The sequence below is a fragment of the Fusibacter fontis genome, assembly GCF_055378735.1.
Genome location: NZ_AP042445.1, coordinates 1,777,337 through 1,803,160, shown reverse-complemented (window position 1 = coordinate 1,803,160; position 25,824 = coordinate 1,777,337). Strand labels below are relative to the sequence as shown.

Genomic DNA, 25,824 nt, shown 5'->3' with positions numbered 1-25,824 from the left:
AATGGCTAAGGTATTAATGAAAGGTAATGAAGCGATTGGAGCTGCTGCTATAAAAGCGGGCTGCAAATACTTCTTTGGATATCCAATTACACCACAAAATGAATTACCAGAGTACATGTCAAAAGAATTACCTAAAGCAGGTGGCGTATTCTTACAAGCTGAATCAGAAGTCGCAGCAATCAATATGGTTTATGGTGCTTCAGGAGCTGGCGCAAGAGTTATGACATCGTCTTCTTCGCCGGGAATTGCTTTAAAACAAGAAGGCATCACATATATCGCTGGCGCTGAACTTCCATGTGTCATCGTCAATATCGTACGTGGAGGTCCTGGCTTAGGTGGAATTCAACCAGCTCAATCAGATTATAACCAAGTGACACGTGGTGGTGGTAATGGTGACTATAAATTATTGGTTTATGCACCTGCTAATCTTCAAGAAATGGTTGATTTAATGCAAGAAGCATTTGATGCAGCAGATTATTACCGAAATCCTGTTATGATGGTAGGCGATGGTATGATTGGTCAAATGATGGAACCAATTGAATTTAAAGAATCAAAATCGAGATTTGAGCTTCCTGGAAAAGAATGGGCAACTGTTGGTACAAAAGGAAATAGAAAACCAAATGTTATCAACTCTTTATTCCTTGCTCCACAACAACTTGAAGATCACAATATCAGATTACAAGCAAAATATGATGCAATGAAAGCAAATGAAGTGCGTTACGAAGCCTATAATTTAGAAAATGCAGATCTTGTTATTGTTGCATATGGTACGACATCTCGTATCGTAAGAAACGCAATTATCGATTTAAAAGCTCAAGGCATCAACGTTGGATTAATTCGACCAATTACATTATGGCCTTTCCCAGAAAAAGCATTTGATTTAGTTCCTGAAAATTGTAAGGGATTATTATCAGTAGAAATGTCTATGGGTCAAATGGTAGATGATATCAAAATTGCTTCTAATGGCAGATGGACAGTTCACTTCTATGGACGTTCAGGTGGAATGATTCCAACTCCAGAAGGTGTAATTGAAAAAGTAAAAGAATTGGTTGGAGGTGCAAAATAATGGCGATTGTATATCAAAAATCTAAAGGTTTAACAGATAAAGAAACGCATTATTGTCCAGGTTGTACACATGGAATTATTCATAAATTAGTGGCAGAAGTATTAGAAGAATTAGATGTTTTAGGTGATACGATAGGCGTTGCGCCTGTAGGATGTTCAGTACTTGCGTATGATTATTTTAACTGTGATATGCAAGAGGCATCACACGGTAGAGCGCCTGCAGTTGCAACAGGAATCAAACGCGTTCTTCCGGATAAAGTCGTTTTTACGTACCAAGGAGATGGCGATTTGGCTTCAATTGGTACAGCTGAGATTGTTCACGTAGCACATAGAGGTGAAAAAATCACCACTATTTTCGTCAATAATGCGATTTATGGAATGACTGGTGGCCAAATGGCACCAACGACATTAATTGGTCAAAAAGCGACGACTGCTCCACTTGGTAGAACGGTTGAGCATTCAGGTATGCCGCTTCGAGTGTCAGAAATGCTTGCAACAATTGATGGTGCAGTATTTGTAGAACGTGTATCAGTAGACACACCTGCGAATATTAGAAAAGCGAAAAAAGCAATTAAAGAAGCTTTCCAATGTCAAATTGAAGGTAAAGGATTCTCAATTGTCGAAGTGTTATCAACTTGCCCGACAAACTGGGGAATGACGCCGATTGACGCGCTCAAATGGTTAAATGATAATTTAATTCCGTACTATCCACTTGGCAACTTCAGAAGACCTGGGGAGGACAAATAATATGTTAAACGAAAGAGTAATTTGTGCAGGATTTGGTGGTCAAGGTGTTATGCTGATCGGCCAATTGATCACATATGCGGGTATGATTGAAAATAAAGAGGTATCTTGGTTGCCTTCTTATGGTCCTGAAATGCGTGGAGGTACTGCAAACTGTAGCGTGATGGTATCAGATCGACCAATCGGTTCTCCTGTTATTACAGATGATGCAACAACTGCGATCATCATGAACTTGCCTTCACTTGAGAAGTTCGAAGCAGATATTATTACTGGTGGAAACATCATTATTAATAGCTCGCTAATCGAGAAAAAAGCAAGTCGTTCTGACTTAAAAGCTTTTTATGTGCCTGCAAATGAAATTGCTGTTGAATTAGGCAATTCAAAAGTAGCAAACATGGTTATGTTAGGCGCATATATTGAATTGACTAAAACGGTTACAGCAGATGCAGTCATGAAGGCTCTAAAAAAAATCTTTGGAGAATCCAAAGCACATCTAATGCCTATTAATGAAGAAGCGATGAAACGCGGCGCAGCTTGTATCAAATAGAAGACTAATGAATAAAGTATCAATTCACTTTCTTTGTATCTAATGAAGAAGGTCAATTGATACTTTTTTTATTGATGACTTATACATTGAAGCAACTAGAAAAATATGAGATAATAAGATTTAGAGTCTGAGTTGAGGGAGAGATATATGGGTGATTTTTTACAAGCGTTTGCGCTTATTTTTATAGCTGAAATGGGTGATAAAACGCAGATTATGGCGATGGCATTTGCAACGCAATATAAAATAAAACACATCTTGATGGGTGTTGCAATAGGAGCGTTTTTAAATCACGGTTTAGCGATTGTACTTGGGTCAATGTTGACAAAATTAATTCCTTTAGAAGCATTACAATTAGTAGCTGGAGTTCTTTTCGTTGCTTTTGGTCTATTGTCCTTATCCATAGCTGACGATGAAGAAGAAGAAGTTAATGGTAAAAAAATGGGCGCAATTGTCACGGTTGCACTTGCATTTTTTCTAGGTGAGTTAGGAGACAAAACGCAACTAACGGCATTAACTTTATCGACTCAAGCAGCGGTCCCATTTTTCACATTAATGGGAACTGTGGCAGGTATGGTAATTGTCAGTTTGTTTGGTATTTTTATTGGTGCAAAATTAGGGGATAAAATACCTGAACATTTTATCAGAATGGGTGCATTTGTGATTTTTATGATCTTTGGACTTGGTAAGATCTTCACATCGAATTATGTCATGAGCATGGGAACGACGTTTGTCATTTTGTTAATGGGCATCATCTTAGCACTAACTGTATTTAGAGCGATTATATTTAAACGCCAATTAACAGAAGTGAAAATATCTGCTTTAAAGCACAATGCAGAAGAACTGAAAAATTATCGCCAAATGCTACATTCTGGTGTAGAGAATATGTGTAAAGGATGCGATAGCTGTAAAAATAATCAGTGTTTAGTTGGATATATGAAACATATATTATCGGATACGGTAACAGAACCAATTGATATTGAAGTGATTCATTCACTTGAAAACGATTCGTTTGATCCTGAGAAAGCGAAGCAATTGCAACATATGTTAGAAGCGTATTATCAAGAACATCCAACAGAAAAAGACACCAATCAAGAATTGATAGCGTTAAATGTCATGTTGAATAAAATCATTCATCGAGCATAATGAGCGGGCAAGAGTTGAATGGAAATAATAGACTTAAAACTAAGAAATATAAAGCATAAAGTATAAAGCATAAAGCATAAAGCATAAAGCATAAAGCATAAAGTATAAATTATAAAGCATTTAGAATAAGTGAGAATAGAATAAGGAGTTAAAATGGCGAGATTATTTGGTACAGACGGTGTAAGAGGAATTGCAAATAGAGAATTGACAATTGAACTTGCGATGTCACTTGGTAAATATGGTGCACACGTTATTACAAAAGGCAAAGAAAAAGCAAAAATACTTGTAGGGAAAGATACGCGAATTTCAGGAAATTTACTCGAGCATGCGCTAATTGCTGGAATTTTATCAACGGGCTGTGATGTTGTGCAAGTTGGCGTGATTCCAACACCCGCAATTGCAAAGCTCGTTAAGACATTAAAAGCAGATGCAGGGGTTATGATATCCGCATCGCACAATCCTGTGGCATTTAACGGAATCAAATTTTTTAATGAAAAAGGCTTAAAATTATCGGATGACATAGAAGATGAAATTGAAGCGTGTATTCGAGATCATAAGCAGCTAGAACTTCCAACTGGATTAAGTCTAGGTCATGTTAGTTTCTACGAACAAGCTGAGAGAGATTATATTGATTATGTGATTGATACTTTAGGAGACGTCAATTTTGCAGGATTAAAAGTAGCCATTGACTGTGCAAATGGAGCAGCATCGACGGTTGCACCAATTGCTTTAAATGAATTAGACGCAAAAGTATATTCGATTCACCACGAGCCAGACGGAACCAATATCAATGAAAATTGTGGTTCAACCCATCTAGGTGATCTCAAGAAATTTGTAAAAACGGTTAATGCGGATATCGGGCTCGCTTTTGATGGTGACGCAGATCGTCTACTTGCAATTGATGAAAATGGTGAACTGGTTGATGGAGATAAGATTATGGCCATTTGTGGACGCTATTTAGCTGAGAAACATCAACTCAAGCAAAATACCATTGTGTCCACTGTGATGAGTAATTTAGGATTTGATATTGCCCTTAGAGAAAACCAAATGAATACCGTAAAAACTCAAGTTGGAGATCGTTATGTACTTGAGGAAATGCTTGCCAATGGATACGAACTCGGCGGCGAGCAATCTGGACATATCATTTTCTTAGCGCACAATACAACAGGAGATGGATTGTTGACAGCTGTACAACTTTTAAGAGTACTCAAAGAATCGGATAAAAAATTATCCGAATTAGCTGCAATGATGACAGTTTATCCACAAGTCCTTAAAAATGCCCATGTATCAAATGAAAAAAAATACCGCTTCACTGAAAATGAAACGGTATCGAATAGAATTGCAGAAATTGAAGCACAATTCCATGGAAATGGAAGAGTCCTCATTCGTCCATCTGGAACGGAACCACTTGTTCGCGTTATGATTGAGGGTCAAAACCAAGAAGAGCTTGAACGTGTTGCAAGCGAACTTGTGACGCTTATTGAAAGTGAACTGAATTAATCCAGTTTTGAATGTCTTTAGAGCATTGATCATAATCACACACTTCAAAAGAGTGTTCATGTGAATGTGACTCAATGCTTTTTTGATAGAGAGGATCATAATGTTCTTTTAAAAGAATCTCAGTAAAGTGTTCATAATTTTGATTTTCATAAGCAGCTTGTAGATCTTTGAATATTGAAGGTTGAATATACGGTTTGATTTTGAGTAATCCAGATTCAATTCCGGCATGAAAATTAGAGGCATCTAAGTAATCGTTTAGTAGACCTTTTATTCTAAAATCCATGGTAGCGGTTATTTTAATGAAAGTACCGCGCTGCATACTATCAAAAATTTCTTTTGGAACAAGTACTTTTCCAATTCTTCTGCTTTCAGATTCTACAAAGCAATAGGGGCGCTGAATGGACATTAATTGATGATAAAGCGAGTTTTCAAAATTTTGTACGCACTGCACTTCATCAGTTCCAATCGCACCAAGATTTGATCCTTTATGGTTTGCAGCACCTTCTAAATCAAGAACGGGTTCTCCAAGTTTGGAAAGGTGATGTAAAAGATGTGTTTTTCCAACGCCTGTAAGGCCATTTAAAACGATGAACTTTGGAAACAATTCAGAAGGTTGATTGAGTTTAGTAAGAACCGCATTTCGATAGCTTTTATATCCTCCTAAAAGCCAATTAACGGGTATATCGATGCTTTGCATGAGAAGTGCAACCGATCGACTTCTATATCCACCACGAGCACAATAGAAAACGATGCGTTTATCCGGAAAATCACTTCTTAATTTGAAAATAGCTTCGTAAAAAATATGCAGTTTTTCTGAACCGTATTTTAAACCGATTTTTTTGGCTTCTTCAACAGAGGCATTTTTATAAATCCAACCCACCTCATGTCGTTCTAGGTCGTATAAAATCGGCAAATTGATTGCGCCATAGATGTGACCTGCTTGATATTCAGATTCACTTCTTACGTCTATATAGATTGAATGATTTGAATCAAATTCATAGGGAATTGCTTGATACATAAAATGTCCTTTCCAGCTACGGTTGTATGAGTTAATAGAGTGAATAAACGGTTATCACACTTATCATAGCATAAAATCAATGCATTGGCATAGAGAGAGTTTCAATCTTAGAGTAGTTGTGATAATATGATAACGGATACTAATAAAAATCAAGAAAAATGGATGAGATTATTCTATAACTAGGGGGATTTCATGGAAATTAATAGTGATAAAGAAAAAAAGTACATACTTGCGTTAGATCAAGGTACAACGAGTTCAAGGGCAATTATCTTTGATCATGATGGTCACATCATTAAAATGGCACAAAAAGAGTTTTCGCAGATTTATCCAAAAGCTGGCTGGGTTGAGCACGATCCTATGGAAATTTGGGGAACTCAGTCAGGTGTAGCGAGGGAAGTTCTAGAAACAGCTGGGATCAAGCCTTTTGAAATTGCTGCTATTGGCATTACGAATCAAAGGGAAACAACGATTGTATGGGATAAACGAACTGGGAAACCGATCTATCATGCAATTGTTTGGCAATGTAGACGGACGTCATCAATTTGTGATGATTTAATTGCAGCCGGTCATGAGACCTATATCCGAAATGCTACAGGATTGGTAGTAGATGCTTATTTTTCTGCAACAAAGCTTAAATGGATATTAGACCATGTACCTGGTGCGAGAGAAGACGCAAAAGCGGGACATTTGTTATTTGGAAATGTGGATACATGGTTGATGTGGAATCTAACTCGCGGAGAAGTGCATGCCACAGATTATAGCAATGCATCGAGAACCATGATGTACAATATTGACACGTTAGAGTGGGATGAGCAGATTCTAAATTGGCTAGATATTCCAAAAGAAATGCTCCCAGAAGTGAAACCATCGTCTCATATTTTTGGGTATACAGATGTGCAGACATTTGGAGGCGCAAGAATTCCAATAGCAAGTGCTGCTGGTGACCAACAAGCGGCATTGTTTGGACAAGTATGTTTTTTTCCGGGTTCAGCTAAGAACACATATGGTACAGGATGCTTTTTATTAATGAATACAGGCGAAAAAAGAGTTCCTTCAAAAAATGGTTTATTGACGACGATTGCTTGGGGCATTGATGGCAAAGTATATTATGCACTTGAAGGGTCTATTTTTATCGCAGGTGCTGCAATTCAGTGGCTTAGAGATGAAATGCACTTAATTACCAGTGCAGAAGATACAGAGTATTTTGCAACAAAAGTTAAAGATACCAATGGAGTTTATTTTGTACCGGCATTTGCAGGTCTTGGAGCGCCGTATTGGGATATGTATGCGCGAGGTGCAATTATTGGTTTGACGCGAGGATCCAATAAAAATCACATCATACGCGCAACGTTAGAGGCACTTGCTTATCAAACTCGAGATGTTTTAGAGGCAATGGAAGAAGATTCAGGTTTAAAGCTGAGACGATTGAAAGTAGACGGAGGCGCTACAGTCAATAATTTCTTAATGCAATTTCAGTCAGATATACTAGGAAGTGATGTCATTCGTCCGCAAATTCCAGAAACGACTGCCCTTGGAGCAGCCTATTTAGCTGGATTAGCAGTTGGTTTTTGGAAAGATACAGAAAGTCTGCGGGATCAGTTTGCGATTAAAAAGATCTTTTCTTCAACAATTGAAAGTGATGAAAGAGAAAGATTGTATAGTGGATGGAAACGCGCGGTGGAAAGAACCAGAAATTGGGAACAGGATATTTAAACGAAAGAGCGTTATAAATAGAAAAATGTTGCTACGGAATGTTTGAATTGTAGCAACATTTTTTTAATCTGTCTGACTCGTTTTACGACAAAATAAACATTTTAAAATTGGAAGGAGTATGGTATAATTGACCTGCATTGAAACGCAAAATGTACTCTATCAAATTAACTGAATACAAGCGCCAGAACTGCATTGCAGTTGACGAGGGTGAGGTTTATCGAAAATTCGGCGGGTGCCTCACGGTGTTATCAACACCGAAAATGTCAGACAAAATCCGAAAGTGATTTCGGCAACAAAGCTGACAGGTTGATTTTAGTCTATAAGTGTGTTCAAAAACACCTCCATAGGGGTGTTTTTTTATTTTTTTGATAGAAAAAAGTATTTGATTATATTGCGAATTCAATGACTTAATCGAATGAGGAGATAAAAATATGTGTGGAATCGTAGGTTATATTGGTACAAACAAAGCAGTCCCATATTTAATTGAAGGTTTATCAAAGCTTGAGTACAGAGGGTATGACTCTGCAGGGATTGCAGTAAATGTGAATGAAGATATTCAAATTTACAAAACTAAAGGACGTCTAAAAAATCTTGAAAGTATTATTGATACAGAAATGAATTCTTTAGTGGGAATTGGTCATACAAGATGGGCAACACATGGTGCGCCATCGGATGCCAATGCACACCCACATGCGAATACAAAGCAAACCATTGCTGTTATCCATAATGGAATTATCGAAAATTACATGGAAATCAAAGAATGGCTCATGAATGACAAGCATATTGAATTTAAGTCAGAAACAGATTCAGAAGTGATTGCACATTTAATTGACTATTATTATGAAGGTGATTTGTTAGATGCCGTTTATAAAGCAGTTGATAGAATGGAAGGGGCGTACGCCATTGGAGCAATCTCAAAATATGAACCAGATCGATTGGTTGCAGTGAGAAAAGATAGTCCACTGATTGTTGGTTTAGGACAAAATGAAAACTTTATTGCATCTGATATTCCAGCTTTATTAAAATATACTCGAAATATGCTGCTGATTGAAAATGATGAGTTTGTGGATTTAACGAAGGATTCAGTTAAAATTTATAATAGCCTCAAACAACCAGTATCGCGTGAAATTTTTGAAGTGACTTGGGATGTAGATTCAGCTGAAAAAGAAGGGTTTGAACACTTTACTTTAAAAGAAATATTTGAGCAACCAAAAGGCGTTAAAGATACTTTGTTGCGACGATTAAACGCACAAGACGAAATTGTACTTGAAGGCGTTAACTTAACACCAGAAATTCTTAAAAATATCAATAAAGTGTATATTGTTGCATGTGGAACTGCTTACCACGCAGGATTAATAGGTCGTCGTGCAATTGAGTCATTTGCGCAGATTCCAGTTGAATGTGATATCGCTTCAGAATTTAGATACAGAGATCCATTTATAGATGATAAAACACTTTTTATAGCAGTTTCTCAATCAGGTGAAACACTAGATACATTACAGTCTTTAAGAGAAGCAAAGAGAAAAGGTGCAAGAGTGCTAAGTATTGTCAATGTCGTTGGGAGTTCTGTAGCGAGAGAATCCGATGATTTGTTGTATACATGGGCAGGTCCTGAAATTGGTGTTGCTTCTACAAAAGCATTTACAACGCAACTCGTGGCATTTTATCTTTTAGCGCTCTATATGGGACGACTTAACGGAAGACTTGAAACGGCTCGCTACCGATTGATTTTAGATGAGTTAAAACGTATGCCAGATAAGATTGCGCAAGTTCTAGACCGTAGTCCTGAAATTCAAAAATTAGCTGCAAGACATTTTAACAATGAAAAAGTATTTTTCATGGGACGTGGCATTGATAGCGACCTCGCTTATGAAGCGTCACTAAAATTAAAAGAAATTTCTTACATCAATAGTTTTGCCATTGCAGCAGGCGAATTGAAACACGGGACAATTGCTTTAATTGAACATGATACTTTTATTGTTGCTCTTGCTTCGCAAGATCGACTTTATGATAAAATGCTTTCTAATATTAAAGAAGTTAAAGCACGTGGCGCACATGTATTTGCCATCGCAAAAGAAGGTAATGATCAAATTGAAAAGACTGCAGATGAAGTTTTCTATATTCCAAGTACCTTAGATGAGTTGACGCCAATTTTAGCTGTGATTCCGACTCAACTTTTAGCGTATTATGTATCAGCAATTCGTGGAAATGATGTTGACAAACCTCGTAATCTTGCAAAATCAGTTACAGTCGAGTAAAATAGAGATAATAAAGCAGAAAGTGAAGGGCTCAATATGATTGTTGCAAAGATAATTTTTACTTTGATTTTGTTAATTGGTGTGATCAATCCTAAGCTATCCATTAAAATTTTTGAGTTTTGGAAGTTTAATAGAGGGAAAATCAATGAAAAAACGTACATGATGACACGAGTTACTTCTATCATCGCGATTCTAATTGTTTGGATTTTCATGCCGAATTAATTCGGAAATAGCTTAATTACCGTACTATAGTACGATAATCATGTATTATTCAATTTAAAATGAGTAACTTGAGTTCAAAATAAACCAATGGGTTTATTTTGAACTTTTTTTTTGCTCCTATGAGAGATTGTAATCATAGAAAAAACATAAATATGACTGATTTCAACTATTTCGAGTACAGAAATATCACGTCAATAATATTAAGAATTCGTAATAAATCGTCGGGTTGAAATTTTATTCTTAATATAGTGACCGATAAATTTTTATTGTACATAAGTGGGACAAATTTCGACACGCGAGTTGCCGAAATATTCTCACAACAAACCGTTCTATTTGCCTTAACTGCTGATAAATAGTTGAAATTCGTTTTGTTTGTTCAATCAATAAGTGGGTGTGGGATCGATCATTCGCACAAATATTACAAGGATGTAACAAATTTTAAATGTTAAACCATATAAATTTTTCTATTCCATTTTGGTCTGTTTTGTTATATATTAATTATGGATGTTACATCTGTGTTACAAGTCTATAAACAAAAATAAATATTTGTTATTGATTTGGTAACAAAATTGATGTAATATGTAAAAATAGTTATAAACCGAAAGGTTTATATAGATTGGCTTTGGTTTATGGCCAATTAAAATTAAGAAGGAGGATTATTTAGAATGAAGAAATCGCTAGTATTATTACTTTGCTTGGTGATGGTAGCATCTGCTTTCATGGTAGGCTGTAGCCCAAAAGAAGATAAAGGGACAGAAACAACAACAGCTGCTGCTGGTGAAGCAACTACTGAAGCTAAAGCAGAACCAAGTGGTACATTAATCGTTGGTATCACAGAAGCATCAGGTAACTTTAACCCTCATTACTATTCATCAGCTTATGATGGATACGTAGTTGATATGGTATTCGATTCATTAGTTACAAGAAACTTTGATGGCGAATATGAACCATCGGTTGCTGAGAGCTGGGAATACTCAGAAGATGGAAAATCAATCACATTTAAAATGAAACAAGATCAAGTGTTCTCTGATGGTACACCAATGACAGCACATGACGTAGTGTTCACATACCAAGTACTTGCTGACCCATCTTACACAGGCCGTTATGGTTCAACTGTAAAAGATATGTTAGGATACGATGAGTACTATGGTGGAACAACTACAGATTTCCAAGGCGTTGTAGCTCTTGATGATTACACAGTACAATTTAACTTCAAAGAAGCACTTCGTGTTAACTTTGCTAACTGTACATCAGCAATCATGCCAAAACACTACTACGGTAAAGATTTCAAAGTTGGCGATACGTCTTCTGTAGAAGCAATCACAACTGAAGTTATGGGTTCTGGTCCATACGTAGTATCACAATTCAAAGAAAAAGAACTTGTTTACCTTGAAAGAAACCCACTTTTCACAGGTGAAGGTTACATGATTAAAGAAATCATTCTTAAATTCGTTGACCAAACAACTGAAATCGTGGAATTAACAAGTGGTGGCGTTGACTTATTAGCTGGTCAAATCGAACCAGAAAAAATCGCAGAAGCTAGAAACAACGGTTTCTCAATCAACCAATACAACAGAAGCGGTTACGGTTATGTTAAATTAAACTGCCAATCAGGCCCAACTGCTGATAAAAAAGTTCGTCAAGCACTTTACTACTCATTTAACGTTAAAGAATTCGTAAACAGCTACTACTATGATAAAGATACAGATCAAGTATTAGCAGTTGTTCAATATCACCCATTCTCACAAATTTCTTGGGCTATCGATGATGCACTTCTTGATTCAATGATCGAATACGATTTTGACCTTGAAAAAGCAAAAGCATTATTAGACGAAGCTGGTTGGAAAGTTGGTCCATCAGGATTTAGAGAAAAAGATGGTCAAGTATTTGAACTTAAAGTTGCAGCTATGCCAGACCACGACATCTTAGCAACTCTTATCCCAATGTGGGAAAGAGACTGGGGTCAAGGTTTAAATGTTAAGTTAACAGTAGCTTACCTTGAGTTCAACACAATTCTTGACTATGTAATCTACAACTCAGATGCAAACGTTGATCAATGGAGCTTATTCTTCTTAGCTACAACAATCACAACTCCAGATCCACACAGCCTTTACTCTGAATTCCACTCTGATTACATCGGAAGCGGACTTGATAACACAAGCAGATACAGTAACCCAGAAGTTGATAAATTATTAGATGATGCTAAAGCGGTTATGGAAATCGAAGATGCTAAACCAATTTATCAACAAGTTGCAAAAATCTTAAATGAAGATGCAGTTATGATTCCTGTATATGCAAACACTTACTTTGACCTTTATGCACCAAAATTAGTAGACTTTAAAACAAGCTCACTTTACAACTGGGTAAAAGCTCTTAAAGATGCTAAAATTGTTGAATAGTCTTTAAAGTAATTCGTTAAATTCTTTATTAAAATCTAAGGCAGTCTATTATAGGCTGCCTTTAATTTGATATTTTAAAGTTAGATTGAGAAGGAGTACGGGGATGTTAAAGTATATTTTAAGGAGATTACTACACTTGATTCCAGTATTACTCATCATTACGATCATTTTGTTCGCATTGCTTGAGATAATGCCAGGGGACCCAGTAAATGCATACTTGGGAATCGGATCAAATGCAACAGTAGAGCAACAACAACAGATTAGAGAAAAACTTGGCTTAGATGAACCTGCGTACATGAGATATTTCAAATGGGTAGGAAGAACACTAAGCGGTGACCTTGGAACATCATACAAATTTAGAAAACCAGTAACAGAAGTTATCGGTACATTTATCTGGAACTCATTTTATTTGAACTTACTAGGAATGATCTTTGCATTCTTAATCGCAATCCCAGTTGGGATCAAATCTGCGGTGAAGAAGTATGGAATCTTTGACAATTTTTGGACGGTCTTCTCGCTCATGGGCGTATCGATGCCGTCATTCTTCTTCGCACTCGTACTGATCTTTTTCGTGGCAATCCCATCAAAGTGGTTACCACTTAACGGTATGAGAACAACTATCTACCTTGCAAAAGGATATGACAGCTTTGGACAAGAAGTACTAGATGTACTTAAACATATGATATTACCACTTACAGTTGTAACGATATCAAGTTTAGCAAGCTTAACAAGATATGTAAGAAATGCTGTAATTGAGGTAGTAAATCAAGATTATATTAGAACAGCAAGATCAAAAGGCTTATCAGAGAAAGTGGTTATATACAAACATGCATTTAGAAATGCACTTTTACCAATCGTAACATTACTTGGTATGTATATTCCAGGATTGTTCGGAGGATCAATCTTACTTGAAACTGTATTTATCTGGCCGGGAATCGGTCAAATTCTCTACACTTCAATCTTAGACAGAGATTACTCAATGCTTATGGCGGGAAATACATTCTACGCAATCTTGATGTTAGCAGGTAACTTGTTATCAGATATCAGTTATGCGTTAGTAGACCCACGTGTACGCGTTAAATAATTAGTAAAAAAATTGAAGGAAGAGAAGGAGGCGCACAAATGGCTGATAATAAAAAAGCGGTAAAAACTGAAAAAGTCGCTATGAAAAAGAAAGCAGTTGGACCTTGGCGAATTGCATGGGAACGATTTAAAAAGAATAGAGTAGCGGTGATTGGAGCGAGTTTGTTCGTGATCATCGTATTAATGGTAATCTTTTTACCGATGGTATCGCCTTATAAGATATCAGAATTTAGACTAGAAGATAAAGAATTACCACCAAGTGCACAGCACTGGTTAGGAACAGATGAACAAGGTCGAGATGTTCTCCTTAGACTGTTTGTTGGAGGAAGAATTTCGATATTAGTAGGTTTAATGGCAGCAGGTGTAGACGTTATCATCGGAGCATTAGTAGGTGGTATCGCAGGTTACTACGGCGGAAGAATAGACAACATTCTCATGCGTATTGCAGAGATTATCTACTCAATTCCATTTACACCAACGATTATTTCGCTTTCAGCAGCACTTATGTGGCGAGTAAGTTCAGAGCAAAAGATGTACTTCGTAATGCTCTTGATCGGTATCTTAAGCTGGCCAGGTCTTGCGCGTTTGGTAAGGGGACAAATCTTATCACTTAGAGAGCAAGAGTTTATGCAAGCAACAGAGATTTTAGGTATCTCAGATAGATCGAAAATTGTAAAACACTTATTACCAAACACACTTGCATATATCATCGTAAGTGCAACACTTGGTATGGCAGGAGCAATCTTAACAGAAGCAGGTTTATCATTCTTAGGTTTAGGTGTAACACCACCGACGCCAACATGGGGTAACATGGTAGAACGTGCGAGAAATACAAACGTATTTAGAACGATGCAGTGGTTATGGATTCCACCAGGGGTTATGATCATGTTAACCGTAGTAAGTATCAACTTATTAGGTGAAGGTTTAAGAGATGCGTTCGATCCGAAAGAGATAAGGTAGGTGTAAAGATGAAAGAGATATTAGTAGTTGAAGACTTAACAACGCACTTTTTTACAGAAAAAGGCGTAGTAAAAGCAGTAGATGGCAACTCGTTCGTCTTAAGAGAAGGCGAAACATTAGGTGTTGTAGGGGAATCAGGATGTGGAAAAAGTATCACAGCGATGAGTATCCTCAACTTAATTGAAAAGCCTGGAAAAATCGTAAGAGGATCGATCAAATTTAACGGAGAAGAGTTAGTTGGAATCGATGAGAAAAAACTCAGAACATATAGAGGAAATGAAATTTCAATGATCTTCCAAGAGCCAATGACATCGCTTAACCCAGTATTTAAAATTGGAGAGCAAATTGGCGAATCGTTAAAACTTCACCAAAACATGAAAAAGCATGAAGCACATGATAAAGCGATTGAACTTTTAAAACTCGTTGGTATTCCAAGAGCAGAAAAAGTAGTTAATGACTATCCACACCAATTATCAGGTGGTATGAGACAAAGAGCGATGATCGCGATGGCGCTTGCATGTAATCCAAAGATTTTAATTGCAGATGAGCCAACAACCGCACTTGACGTAACCATTCAAGCACAGATTTTATCTTTGATGAATGACCTTCAAAAGAAAACAAACACAGCGATTATGCTGATCACACATGACCTTGGTGTTGTTGCACAGATGGCACACCATGTACTCGTTATGTATGCAGGAAAAATCGTAGAGTCAGCATCAGCAGTTGAAATCTTTAAAAATCCAAAACACCCATATACAATTGGACTTTTGGATTCTATCCCAAATCTTGAAGAAGACAAGAAACGTCTTAACAGTATTGAAGGGATTGTACCAAACCCATTTGAATTGCCACAAGGTTGCTATTTTGAACCAAGATGTAAATTCTCTATGGAAAGATGTAAAACAGAGCAACCTGGAACATATACAGTAGGAGAAAATCATACTTCAGCATGTTTCTTGCACTGCCAGAAGGAGGGTAAATAGTAATGAAAGAAAAAATACTCGAAGTCAGAGATATAAAAAAATATTTCCCTATTAAAGGCGGTTTTTTACAAAGAACAGTAGCGAATGTAAAAGCAGTAGATGGCGTATCATTCGACGTATTAAGAGGCGAAACGATTGGTCTAGTAGGAGAGTCTGGTTGTGGTAAATCGACACTTGGTAGAACAATTGTAAGATTATATGAACCAACAGAAGGCGAGATCATCTTTAATGGTAAAGATATCTCGGGCTTTAAAGGTCAAGAGTTAAAACAATTAAGAAAACAAATGCAGTTAATTTTCCAAGATCCATACAGCTCATTAAACCCAAGAATGAACGTAAGTACCATTGTTGGAGAAGCGATGTTGGCACATGGAATGGTAAAAAAAGGACAAGAATTCAACGATAGAGTAACAGAAGTAGTTGAAATGTGTGGACTTTCGGCGTATCATTTAAACAGATACCCACACCAGTTCTCAGGTGGACAAAGACAAAGAATCGGGATTGCAAGAGCACTTGCACTAAATCCAGAATTCGTCGTATGTGATGAGCCAGTATCGGCACTTGACGTATCGATTCAATCACAAGTACTCAACCTCATGATGGACTTACAAGAGAAAATGGGTTTATCGTACCTCTTTATCTCGCATGACTTAAGCGTAGTAAAACACATCAGCGATAGAATTGGTGTAATGTACTTAGGATCGCTTGTAGAGATTGCAGATAAAAATGATTTATATGATCACCCAACACATCCATATACAAGAGCATTGTTATCGGCAATTCCAATTGCAGACCCAACAAAACTCAAGAAAATGGAAGCGATTATGGGCGAGATTCCAAGTAACGTAAACACACCAGCAGGATGTAAATTCCATACAAGATGTCCATATGCAAAAGATATCTGTAAAGAGATGATTCCACCTACAAAAGAAGTGGGAACAAGACACTTTGTAGCTTGTCACTTTGCTGGAGAAATTTAAGACGATTAAATGCCGATAGAGTGAAATTTTAACGCGGTTGATAAAGTCGTAGTAAGTTTATAAGTGAATTAATTCATAAAAAAGGTTACCTCAATTGTGTGAACAACATATTTGTGGTAACCTATTTTTATGAAAGGAAAAGGAGGTACATGATGAATCAACGAAATAAGCCCTTTAAAATGGATTTTCATGTGCATAGTCATTTTTCGCCAGATTCGAACGTAACAATGGAAGAAATGATTAAAAAAGCGATTGAACTGAATATTACGGATTTGGCAATTACAGATCACGTCGATTTTGATGCAGATTTAGCTTCCTATCAGTCTGATTGGGATTTTGATCGAGATGAATCCGAAAGAATGATTCAGCAACTCAAGTTTAAATATCAAGATAAAATTAATCTGTATCAAGGGCTTGAAGTGGGGATTCAGCCACATCTTGGTGAAAAGAATACAAATACAGTCATGAAAAATCAGTATGATTTTGTAATAGCATCTCTTCATTCTGTTGAAGGAAAAGACCTATATAATAGGAAGTATTTTGATTTGCATTCTCCAAAAGAATCTGTCTGTATTTACTATGAAGAACTCTATCAAAGTATCTCTCGATTTGATGCTTATTCAGTACTGGGACATCTAGATTTATATCTACGATATCAACCGAGTTTATCAAAAGTCACAATAGGACAGTATTATGATGAATTGACATGTGTTTTAAGAAAAGTCATTGAAGATGGAAAAGGAATCGAAATCAACGCTGGCGGTTTTCGTTATGGACTCGGGCATACAAATCCTCATAAAGAGTTGCTAAAGATTTATAAAGAACTTCATGGAGAGATTATTACATTTGGAAGCGATGCCCATTCGTTAAATTATTTAGGCGCTAATTATGATGAAACCGTGTATATGCTTAGAGAAATAGGCTTTAAGTATCTATGCACCTTTCATCAAATGAAGCCGGAATTTCATAAAATTGAATTGTAGAAGTATCAGGTACAAGATCTTTTAAGTTGTATGAAAGAGCTAGGGAGGTAAAAATGGACTCAGCTATTTTAGAAGAATTGAAACAAATGGCTTTATCGCTTGGGAGTCGATTGCTTATGGTATTGGCAATCTTGGTCATTGGATTTAAAATCACCAAATGGATTGAGAAGCGAATGACAAAAAATAAGGCTTGGATTAAAATAGATCCAACATTACAATCGTTTTTAAAATCTTTTTTAAGAATGGGTTTAAAACTGTTGGTTGTTATAACCGCAATCTACTCCGCGGGTGTTGAGATGACCACGTTTGTAGCTATTATTGGTGCAGCTGGACTCGCAATAGGTCTTGCTTTACAAGGAAGTTTATCCAATCTTGCTGGCGGTGTCCTGATTGTCAGTCTTCGGCCATTTCGCGTAGGGGATTACATTGAAGGAGTAGGGCAAGGGGGAACAGTTACTGAAATTGGCTTGTTTTATACCCACCTTAAGACGCCGGATAATCGTGCAGTAATCATTCCAAACTCAAATATTGCGAACAGTTCAGTTGTTAATTATGGCATATTTCCAACGCGTCGCGTAGAATTAGATGTAAATGTTTCCTTTAGAAACGATGTGAGTCAGATTAAAAATCTCATTCATAGTGTTATTGAAAGTAATTCACAAATATTACAAGACCCATTGCCTTTTGTACGGCTGTGGAATCATGGAGAATCTTCATTAAATTTCAAGGTGAGAGTTTGGGTGAAGTCCGACGATTATTGGGACGTATACTTTAACATGACTGAGCAAATTCAAACGATTTTTAATGAAAATAAGATTGAAATTGCAACACACCCATTAGTTTTAAATAAACAATCAGAATGATTTAACCTAAAAGCAGATCATGTCATTACAGTCGTTACCACATTAACGCGTAAATGTAAATCTTGTTAAATGAGATGTACATTTTATAAAACTGTAAATGATCTGTTTTTTTATGTTCAAATGCTTCAAATAATGCTTTAACTGAGTTTTATCATAAATTGTATCTTCTGCAATTTAGTCAGATCTCAATGTAAATATTTAATGAGATGAGAACATCTGTGCAAAATGTTAAGATTTCTTTATGAATATTTGAGTGGGACATTTTTTGTTACGCCGACGAATTGTAAAATGGCAAATGGCTCAAATAACCAAAGTATGAGTGATGATAGAAAATGAGGTGCTTAAAGGTAAAATTTGTGTAAATGTATTGTAATTTAAAGGCTGTAATGTCACAAAAGATACTTCGAGGTTCGAATCAATTTTCATTACCTATATTTAATTTGTTCAAATGAATATTATTTTCAAATAATCATCAAATGTAACGAAGTGTTAATAATTAAAATGTGAATTTTTCTTCAATTTTATTTTAACAAGAAATGGTGTAGAATGAGAAATATCTTAAAGCAACTTGTGAACAAAATTGAAACAAATCAGATTGAAGTAAATCAGTTCAATAAGACCAAATCTGATAAAATCGCACTTTCGTTAACACAATCAAATAGTAATGAACATTTTAAATGACAAAAGCGTGACTTAAATGTGAATAAATTATGTACAAAAACATGTTTTAGATCAGATAAGAGTCAGAAATTAAGCAACAGATGCACAACAATATGGCGTGAAAAAAAGAGAAAAGCGAGTGAATTTGAACATTTATTTATTTAATGAAAATTGTCAAACTATTCGTGAAATTCGTTTTTAAAAAAGTTACCAACAGGTTAAAAGAATTATCACAGCCATAAGTACTTTATACGAGGTACTTATATATAGTAGTAAATTGAATCCGTGAGTTTAAATTTGTATTATTTGATTTGTTATAAACCAAAGGTGGTTTATATAGAGCATCATGAAATGAGACATCTCATTTCAAGTTAAGCATTATAATATAAGGAGGAATTTCAAATGAAGAAGTCGCTAGTATTATTGCTTTGTTTAGTAATGATCGCATCTACATTTATGGTAGGCTGTGGCGCTAAAGATGACGAAGCAAAAGACACAACTAAATCTTCTGGCGAAACAACATCAGAAGCAACTGCAGAACCAAGTGGTACATTAATCGTTGGTATCACAGAAGCATCAGGTAACTTTAACCCTCATTACTATTCATCAGCTTATGATGGATATGTAGTAAACATGGTGTTCGACTCATTAGTTTCTAGAAACTTTGATGGCGAATATGAGCCTGCTGTAGCTGAAAGCTGGGAATACTCAGAAGATGGAAAATCAATCACATTTAAAATGAAACAAGATCAAGTGTTCTCTGATGGTACGCCATTAACAGCACACGACGTAGTGTTCACATACCAAGTACTTGCTGACCCATCTTACACAGGCCGTTATGGTTCTGTTGTAAAAGATATGTTAGGATACGATGAGTACTATGCTGGAACAACTACAGATTTCCAAGGCGTTGTAGCTCTTGATGATTACACAGTACAATTCAACTTCAAAGAAGCACTTCGTGTTAACTTTGAAAACTGTACATCAGCAATCATGCCAAAACACTACTACGGTAAAGATTTCAAAGTTGGCGATACGTCTTCTGTAGAAGCAATCACAACTGAAGCTATGGGTTCAGGTCCATACGTAGTATCACAATTCAAAGAAAAAGAACTTGTTTACCTTGAAAGAAACCCACTTTACACAGGTGAAGGTTACATGATTAAAGAAGTTATTCTTAAATTCGTTGACCAAACAACTGAAATCGTGGAATTAACAACAGGTGGCGTTGACTTATTAGCTGGTCAAATCGAACCAGAAAAAATTGCAGAAGCTAGAAACAACGGTTTCTCGATCAACCAATACAACAGAAGCGGTTACGGCTACATTAAATTAAACTGCCAAGCTGGCCCAACTGCTGATAAAAAAGTTCGTCAAGCATTATACTATGCATTTAACGTTAAAGAATTCGTAAACAGCTACTACTATGATAAAGATACAGATCAAGTATTAGCAGTTGTTCAATACCACCCATTCTCACAAATTTCTTGGGCTATCGACGATGCACTTCTTGATTCAATGATCGAATACGATTTCGACCTTGAAAAAGCAAAAGCATTATTAGACGAAGCTGGTTGGAAAGTTGGTCCATCAGGATTTAGAGAAAAAGATGGTAAAGTATTTGAACTTAAAGTTGCAGCTATGCCAGACCACGACATCTTAGCAACTCTTATCCCAATGTGGGAAAGAGACTGGGGTCAAGGTTTAAATGTTAAATTAACAGTAGCTTACCTTGAGTTCAACACAATTCTTGACTATGTAATCTACAACTCAGATGCAAACGTTGATCAATGGAGCTTATTCTTCTTAGCTACAACAATCACAACTCCAGATCCACATACTCTTTACTCTTCATTCCACACAGATTACATCGGAAGTGGTAAAGATAACACAAGCAGATACAGTAACCCAGAAGTTGATAAATTATTAGACGAAGGTAAAGCAATCATGGATATTGAAACTGCTAAACCAGTTTATCAACAAGTTGCAAAAATCTTAAATGAAGATGCAGTTATGATTCCTGTATATGCAAACACTTACTTTGACCTTTATGCACCAAAATTAGTAGACTTTAAAACAAGCTCACTCTATGACTGGGTAAAAGCGCTTAAAGATGCTAAAATTGTTGAATAATTAGGTAAAATAACTGAAAATAGGCGGTCTTCATTGACCGCCTTTATTCAAAATAGAAATAACTATTAAAGTGCTTAAGGAGTGAAGGGATGTTAAAGTATATTTTAAGGAGATTACTACATCTGATTCCAGTATTGCTCATCATTACGATCATTTTGTTCGCATTGCTTGAGATAATGCCAGGGGACCCAGTAAATGCATACTTGGGAATCGGATCAAATGCAACAGTAGAGCAACAACAACAGATTAGAGAAAAACTTGGCTTAGATGAACCTGCGTACATGAGATATTTCAAATGGGTAGGAAGAACACTAAGCGGTGACCTTGGAACATCATACAAATTTAGAAAACCAGTAACAGAAGTTATCGGTACATTTATCTGGAACTCATTTTATTTGAACTTACTAGGAATGATCTTTGCATTCTTAATCGCAATCCCAGTTGGGATCAAATCTGCGGTGAAGAAGTATGGAGTATTTGACAATTTTTGGACGGTCTTTTCGCTCATGGGCGTATCGATGCCGTCATTCTTCTTCGCACTCGTACTGATCTTTTTCGTGGCAATCCCATCAAAATGGTTACCACTTAACGGTATGAGAACAACTATCTACCTTGCAAAAGGATATGACAGCTTTGGACAAGAAGTACTAGATGTACTTAAACATATGATATTACCACTTACAGTTGTAACGATATCAAGTTTAGCAAGCTTAACAAGATATGTAAGAAATGCTGTAATTGAGGTAGTAAATCAAGATTATATTAGAACAGCAAGATCAAAAGGCTTATCAGAGAAAGTGGTTATATACAAACATGCATTTAGAAATGCACTTTTACCAATCGTAACATTACTTGGTATGTATATTCCAGGATTGTTCGGAGGATCAATCTTACTTGAAACTGTATTTATCTGGCCGGGAATCGGTCAAATTCTCTACACTTCAATCTTAGACAGAGATTACTCAATGCTTATGGCGGGAAATACATTCTACGCAATCTTGATGTTAGCAGGTAACTTGTTATCAGATATCAGTTATGCGTTAGTAGACCCACGTGTACGCGTTAAATAATCAGTAAAAAAATTGAAGGAAGAGAAGGAGGCGCACAAATGGCTGATAATAAAAAAGCGGTAAAAACTGAAAAAGTCGCTATGAAAAAGAAAGCAGTTGGACCTTGGCGAATTGCATGGGACCGATTTAAAAAGAATAGAGTAGCGGTGATTGGAGCGAGTTTGTTCGTGATCATCGTATTAATGGTAATCTTTTTACCGATGGTATCGCCTTATGAGATATCAGAATTTAAACTAGAAGATAAAGAATTACCACCAAGTGCACAGCACTGGTTAGGAACAGATGAACAAGGTCGAGATGTTCTCCTTAGACTGTTTGTTGGAGGAAGAATTTCGATATTAGTAGGTTTAATGGCAGCAGGTGTAGACGTTATCATCGGAGCATTAGTAGGTGGTATCGCAGGTTACTACGGCGGAAGAATAGACAACATTCTCATGCGTATTGCAGAGATTATCTACTCAATTCCATTTACACCAACGATTATTTCGCTTTCAGCAGCACTTATGTGGCGAGTAAGTTCAGAGCAAAAGATGTACTTTGTAATGCTCTTAATCGGTATCTTAAGCTGGCCAGGTCTTGCGCGTTTGGTAAGGGGACAAATCTTATCACTTAGAGAGCAAGAGTTTATGCAAGCAACAGAGATTTTAGGTATCTCAGATAGATCGAAAATTGTAAAACACTTATTACCAAACACACTTGCATATATCATCGTAAGTGCAACACTTGGTATGGCAGGCGCAATCTTAACAGAAGCAGGTTTATCGTTCTTAGGTTTAGGTGTAACACCACCGACGCCAACATGGGGTAACATGGTAGAGCGTGCGAGAAATACAAACGTATTTAGATCAATGCAGTGGTTATGGATTCCACCAGGGGTTATGATCATGTTAACCGTAGTAAGTATCAACTTATTAGGTGAAGGTTTAAGAGATGCGTTCGATCCGAAAGAGATAAGGTAGGTGTAAAGATGAAAGAGATATTAGTAGTTGAAGACTTAACAACGCACTTTTTTACAGAAAAAGGCGTAGTAAAAGCAGTAGATGGCAACTCGTTCGTCTTAAGAGAAGGCGAAACATTAGGTGTTGTAGGAGAATCGGGATGTGGAAAAAGTATCACAGCGATGAGTATCCTCAACTTAATTGAAAAGCCTGGAAAAATCGTAAGAGGATCGATCAAGTTTAACGGAGAAGAGTTAGTTGGAATTGATGAGAAAAAACTCAGAACATATAGAGGAAATGAGATTTCGATGATTTTCCAAGAGCCAATGACATCGCTTAACCCAGTATTTAAAATTGGAGAGCAAATTGGCGAATCGTTAAAACTTCACCAAAACATGAAAAAACATGAAACACATGATAAAGCGATTGAACTTTTAAAACTCGTTGGTATTCCAAGAGCAGAAAAAGTAGTTAATGACTATCCACACCAATTATCGGGTGGTATGAGACAAAGAGCGATGATTGCGATGGCGCTTGCATGTAATCCAAAGATTTTAATTGCAGATGAGCCAACAACCGCACTTGACGTAACAATTCAAGCACAGATTTTATCTTTGATGAATGACCTTCAAAAGAAAACAAACACAGCGATTATGCTGATCACACATGACCTTGGTGTTGTTGCACAGATGGCACACCATGTACTCGTTATGTATGCAGGAAAAATCGTAGAGTCAGCATCAGCAGTTGAAATCTTTAAAAATCCAAAACATCCATATACAATTGGACTTTTGGATTCTATCCCAAATCTTGAAGAAGACAAGAAACGTCTTAACAGTATTGAAGGGATTGTACCAAACCCATTTGAATTGCCACAAGGTTGCTATTTTGAACCAAGATGTAAATTCTCTATGGAAAGATGTAAAACAGAGCAACCTGGAACATATACAGTAGGAGAAAATCATACTTCAGCATGTTTCTTGCACTGCCAGAAGGAGGGTAAATAGTAATGAAAGAAAAAATACTCGAAGTCAGAGATATAAAAAAATATTTCCCTATTAAAGGCGGTTTTTTACAAAGAACAGTAGCGAATGTAAAAGCAGTAGATGGCGTATCGTTCGACGTATTAAGAGGCGAAACGATTGGTCTAGTAGGAGAGTCTGGTTGTGGTAAATCGACACTTGGTAGAACAATTGTAAGATTATATGAACCAACAGAAGGTGAGATCATCTTTAATGGTAAAGATATCTCGGGCTTTAAAGGTCAAGAGTTAAAACAATTAAGAAAACAAATGCAGTTAATTTTCCAAGATCCATACAGCTCATTAAACCCAAGAATGAACGTAAGTACCATTGTTGGAGAAGCAATGTTGGCACATGGAATGGTAAAAAAAGGACAAGAATTCAACGATAGAGTAACAGAAGTAGTTGAAATGTGTGGACTTTCGGCGTATCATTTAAACAGATACCCACACCAGTTCTCAGGTGGACAAAGACAAAGAATCGGGATTGCAAGAGCACTTGCACTAAATCCAGAATTCGTCGTATGTGATGAGCCAGTATCGGCACTTGACGTATCGATTCAATCACAAGTACTCAACCTCATGATGGACTTACAAGAGAAAATGGGCTTATCGTACCTCTTTATCTCGCATGACTTAAGCGTAGTTAAACACATCAGCGATAGAATCGGTGTAATGTACTTAGGATCGCTTGTAGAGATTGCAGATAAAAATGATTTATATGATCACCCAACACATCCATATACAAGAGCATTGTTATCGGCAATTCCAATTGCAGACCCAACAAAACTCAAGAAAATGGAAGCGATTATGGGCGAGATTCCAAGTAACGTAAACACACCAGCAGGATGTAAATTCCATACAAGATGTCCATATGCAAAAGATATCTGTAAAGAGATGATTCCACCTACAAAAGAAGTGGGAACAAGACACTTTGTAGCGTGTCACTTTGCTGGAGAAATTTAAGAATAACCAAGATAAGAAAGGAACACACTATGTTTAGTAAGTTAAAAGAGGGTTTTAAAAAGAAAGAAATAGATGCTGATAAGAGAGATGTCATCTTTGAAAAAAATGATTTCTTAGCATTAACTATTGCTGCAGCAATTACTATGTTGCCAGTGCTTCTCGGAATTTTTGCTTTCTTTGGCTTAATAGCATGGTTGATGTTCGGTTAAAGAAAATGACGGGTTATCACATAGTGATAACCCGTTTTTTATTATAATGATTCGTAAAAAAGCAGTTGAACATTTTATTGTGTGAGTATAACTGTCTCAATTTTTTCAAAAACGGATTTGAAAGAATAGGGAGGAAATGTAAAACTATTACGTTAATAATACGTTAATTCTATTTTGAATAAAAAAAACACCTTCAACAAACTGTTGAAAGCGTTCTCTTTACTGGAGCCGACGATCAGAATCGAACTGACGACCTACACCTTACCATGGTGTTGCTCTACCGACTGAGCTACGACGGCACATCCTTAACAATTATAATCAAAATAAACACAAAAAACAAGCACTAGTTTGAAAATACATAAA

General features: G+C 36.5%; 22 protein-coding genes and 1 tRNA gene. 21 read left to right on the top strand and 2 right to left on the bottom strand.

The genetic code is table 11. The annotated features are described in order from the left end of the window. Position 1: 1 nt before the first annotated feature. From ACZ41W_RS08085 to glmM, 5 genes are all read left to right on the top strand, one after another. Complete coding sequence (locus ACZ41W_RS08085) at positions 2 to 1,066, top strand: 3-methyl-2-oxobutanoate dehydrogenase subunit VorB (RefSeq protein ID WP_464311486.1); 1,065 nt, start codon at positions 2 to 4, stop codon at positions 1,064 to 1,066. After that, positions 1,066 to 1,812 (top strand): thiamine pyrophosphate-dependent enzyme, encoded by a 747-nt coding sequence (locus tag ACZ41W_RS08080; RefSeq protein WP_464311485.1) that lies wholly within the window; start codon positions 1,066 to 1,068, stop codon positions 1,810 to 1,812. The genes ACZ41W_RS08085 and ACZ41W_RS08080 overlap by 1 nt, the downstream gene beginning before the upstream one ends. A gap of 1 nt (position 1,813) precedes the next feature. Further along, positions 1,814 to 2,356: a 2-oxoacid:acceptor oxidoreductase family protein gene (locus ACZ41W_RS08075; RefSeq protein ID WP_464311484.1), complete on the top strand. Its 543-nt coding sequence runs from the start codon at positions 1,814 to 1,816 to the stop codon at positions 2,354 to 2,356. A gap of 147 nt (positions 2,357 to 2,503) precedes the next feature. Then, positions 2,504 to 3,499 carry a TMEM165/GDT1 family protein gene (locus tag ACZ41W_RS08070; RefSeq protein WP_464311483.1) on the top strand — a complete coding sequence of 332 codons (996 nt, stop codon included), beginning with the start codon at positions 2,504 to 2,506 and terminating at the stop codon, positions 3,497 to 3,499. A gap of 153 nt (positions 3,500 to 3,652) precedes the next feature. After that, positions 3,653 to 4,999 (top strand): phosphoglucosamine mutase, encoded by a 1,347-nt coding sequence (gene glmM, locus ACZ41W_RS08065; protein WP_464311482.1) that lies wholly within the window; start codon positions 3,653 to 3,655, stop codon positions 4,997 to 4,999. Here the strand turns inward: glmM and mnmH are convergent. Then, positions 4,977 to 6,017, bottom strand: a complete 1,041-nt coding sequence (gene mnmH / locus ACZ41W_RS08060; RefSeq protein WP_464311481.1) for a tRNA 2-selenouridine(34) synthase MnmH — start codon at positions 6,015 to 6,017, stop codon at positions 4,977 to 4,979. The two genes, glmM and mnmH, sit on opposite strands and share 23 nt — an antisense overlap. Positions 6,018 to 6,209: 192 nt before the next feature. On the opposite strand from mnmH, the gene glpK reads away from it, so the two are divergent. The 16 genes from glpK to ACZ41W_RS07980 all read left to right on the top strand — a co-directional run bounded on the left by glpK (position 6,210) and on the right by ACZ41W_RS07980 (position 25,461). After that, a complete protein-coding gene (glpK, locus tag ACZ41W_RS08055) occupies positions 6,210 to 7,730 on the top strand; it encodes a glycerol kinase GlpK (RefSeq protein ID WP_464311480.1) in 1,521 nt (506 codons plus the stop codon). A 431-nt stretch (positions 7,731 to 8,161) separates the two neighbouring features. Continuing rightward, positions 8,162 to 9,988: a glutamine--fructose-6-phosphate transaminase (isomerizing) gene (gene glmS / locus ACZ41W_RS08050; protein WP_464311479.1), complete on the top strand. Its 1,827-nt coding sequence runs from the start codon at positions 8,162 to 8,164 to the stop codon at positions 9,986 to 9,988. A gap of 36 nt (positions 9,989 to 10,024) precedes the next feature. Beyond that, positions 10,025 to 10,210: a DUF6199 family natural product biosynthesis protein gene (locus ACZ41W_RS08045; protein WP_464311478.1), complete on the top strand. Its 186-nt coding sequence runs from the start codon at positions 10,025 to 10,027 to the stop codon at positions 10,208 to 10,210. Between the two features lie 665 nt (positions 10,211 to 10,875). Next, a complete protein-coding gene (locus tag ACZ41W_RS08040; protein WP_464311477.1) occupies positions 10,876 to 12,609 on the top strand; it encodes an ABC transporter substrate-binding protein in 1,734 nt (577 codons plus the stop codon). A 103-nt stretch (positions 12,610 to 12,712) separates the two neighbouring features. Further along, a complete protein-coding gene (locus ACZ41W_RS08035) occupies positions 12,713 to 13,693 on the top strand; it encodes an ABC transporter permease (protein WP_464311476.1) in 981 nt (326 codons plus the stop codon). 38 nt (positions 13,694 to 13,731) lie between these two features. After that, positions 13,732 to 14,652, top strand: a complete 921-nt coding sequence (gene opp4C / locus ACZ41W_RS08030; protein ID WP_464311475.1) for an oligopeptide ABC transporter permease — start codon at positions 13,732 to 13,734, stop codon at positions 14,650 to 14,652. A gap of 8 nt (positions 14,653 to 14,660) precedes the next feature. Further along, the gene (locus ACZ41W_RS08025; protein WP_464311474.1) at positions 14,661 to 15,638 is read left to right on the top strand and encodes an ABC transporter ATP-binding protein; all 978 of its coding nucleotides are present in this window, start codon (positions 14,661 to 14,663) and stop codon (positions 15,636 to 15,638) included. Between the two features lie 2 nt (positions 15,639 to 15,640). Then, entirely contained in the window at positions 15,641 to 16,618 is a 978-nt protein-coding gene (locus ACZ41W_RS08020) for an ABC transporter ATP-binding protein (protein WP_464311467.1), read from the top strand. Positions 16,619 to 16,770: 152 nt separating this feature from the next. Further along, positions 16,771 to 17,601: a histidinol-phosphatase HisJ family protein gene (locus ACZ41W_RS08015; protein WP_464311473.1), complete on the top strand. Its 831-nt coding sequence runs from the start codon at positions 16,771 to 16,773 to the stop codon at positions 17,599 to 17,601. Positions 17,602 to 17,654: 53 nt separating this feature from the next. Beyond that, complete coding sequence (locus ACZ41W_RS08010) at positions 17,655 to 18,464, top strand: mechanosensitive ion channel family protein (RefSeq protein ID WP_464311472.1); 810 nt, start codon at positions 17,655 to 17,657, stop codon at positions 18,462 to 18,464. Positions 18,465 to 19,526: 1,062 nt separating this feature from the next. Further along, the gene (locus ACZ41W_RS08005; protein ID WP_464311471.1) at positions 19,527 to 21,257 is read left to right on the top strand and encodes an ABC transporter substrate-binding protein; all 1,731 of its coding nucleotides are present in this window, start codon (positions 19,527 to 19,529) and stop codon (positions 21,255 to 21,257) included. Positions 21,258 to 21,346: 89 nt separating this feature from the next. Further along, the gene (locus ACZ41W_RS08000; RefSeq protein WP_464311470.1) at positions 21,347 to 22,327 is read left to right on the top strand and encodes an ABC transporter permease; all 981 of its coding nucleotides are present in this window, start codon (positions 21,347 to 21,349) and stop codon (positions 22,325 to 22,327) included. Positions 22,328 to 22,365: 38 nt separating this feature from the next. Next, on the top strand, positions 22,366 to 23,286 hold the full coding sequence (opp4C, locus tag ACZ41W_RS07995; protein WP_464311469.1) for an oligopeptide ABC transporter permease: 921 nt from the start codon (positions 22,366 to 22,368) through the stop codon (positions 23,284 to 23,286). 8 nt (positions 23,287 to 23,294) lie between these two features. After that, positions 23,295 to 24,272 (top strand): ABC transporter ATP-binding protein, encoded by a 978-nt coding sequence (locus ACZ41W_RS07990; RefSeq protein ID WP_464311468.1) that lies wholly within the window; start codon positions 23,295 to 23,297, stop codon positions 24,270 to 24,272. Between the two features lie 2 nt (positions 24,273 to 24,274). Further along, positions 24,275 to 25,252: an ABC transporter ATP-binding protein gene (locus tag ACZ41W_RS07985; protein WP_464311467.1), complete on the top strand. Its 978-nt coding sequence runs from the start codon at positions 24,275 to 24,277 to the stop codon at positions 25,250 to 25,252. Positions 25,253 to 25,281: 29 nt separating this feature from the next. Next, entirely contained in the window at positions 25,282 to 25,461 is a 180-nt protein-coding gene (locus ACZ41W_RS07980; RefSeq protein WP_464311466.1) for a hypothetical protein, read from the top strand. Positions 25,462 to 25,684: 223 nt separating this feature from the next. On the opposite strand, the gene ACZ41W_RS07975 is transcribed toward ACZ41W_RS07980, so the two are convergent. Continuing rightward, a tRNA-Thr gene (locus ACZ41W_RS07975) sits at positions 25,685 to 25,760 on the bottom strand. Positions 25,761 to 25,824 lie beyond the last annotated feature (64 nt).